The organism is Solidesulfovibrio aerotolerans (assembly GCF_009856865.1).
In the GTDB taxonomy this organism is placed as follows: domain Bacteria; phylum Desulfobacterota; class Desulfovibrionia; order Desulfovibrionales; family Desulfovibrionaceae; genus Solidesulfovibrio; species Solidesulfovibrio aerotolerans.
In genome coordinates, this window is sequence record NZ_WVUD01000135.1 from 1 (window position 1) to 539 (window position 539).

1 protein-coding gene is annotated in these 539 nt (G+C 53.6%); it reads right to left on the bottom strand.

The genetic code is table 11. From position 1 onward, the window contains the following. The coding region (locus GTA51_RS20795) for a hypothetical protein (protein WP_211922687.1) at positions 1 to 218 on the bottom strand (218 nt) is incomplete at its 3' end. Positions 219 to 539: the final 321 nt, after the last annotated feature.

The window sequence follows — 539 nt, forward strand, 5'->3', positions numbered from 1 at the left end:
ATGAGTACTGAGCGGGTGTCGAATACGACCCCCTGCATCAAAGTAAAAGGCGTGGACATGACCACGAGACCGACTGCTCCGAGCAGGATGCCCACAAGTCCTTGGCGTGGCTTTGCTTCTCCGATCTTCCATCGGGTCGCTGTGACGTCGAAAAGCAGCGCCACCGCTAGGAGCAGTGAAATGTTATGCGCAAGACCTGTGAATAGTTTGGATTCCAAAAGCTACTCCCAAGTTTCTGTGGTGGCCAGTTTTCAGGTTTGAGAAAAGTTGAAAGTCTTTTCAAATACTCTGGAGTAACTGCCTAGGGCAACCATTTTTCACAAGTCCCAAGAATACTCGGCCCTGTTTCGGCATCTGCTCGGTAGTGCCTCCGTGCATTTCCCCCGGCCTCATCATCAAGGACAAGCCTTGCAGCAGCACCTCCAGGGCGGGAAGCGGCGTATTTGTGAACGAGTGGGGCAGTCTCAGGTAAGGCCTAATCCTTTTCACGGAAGACCGTCGCTCGGTTTCGGCCGGTGTCCTTGGAAGTGTACAGGGCG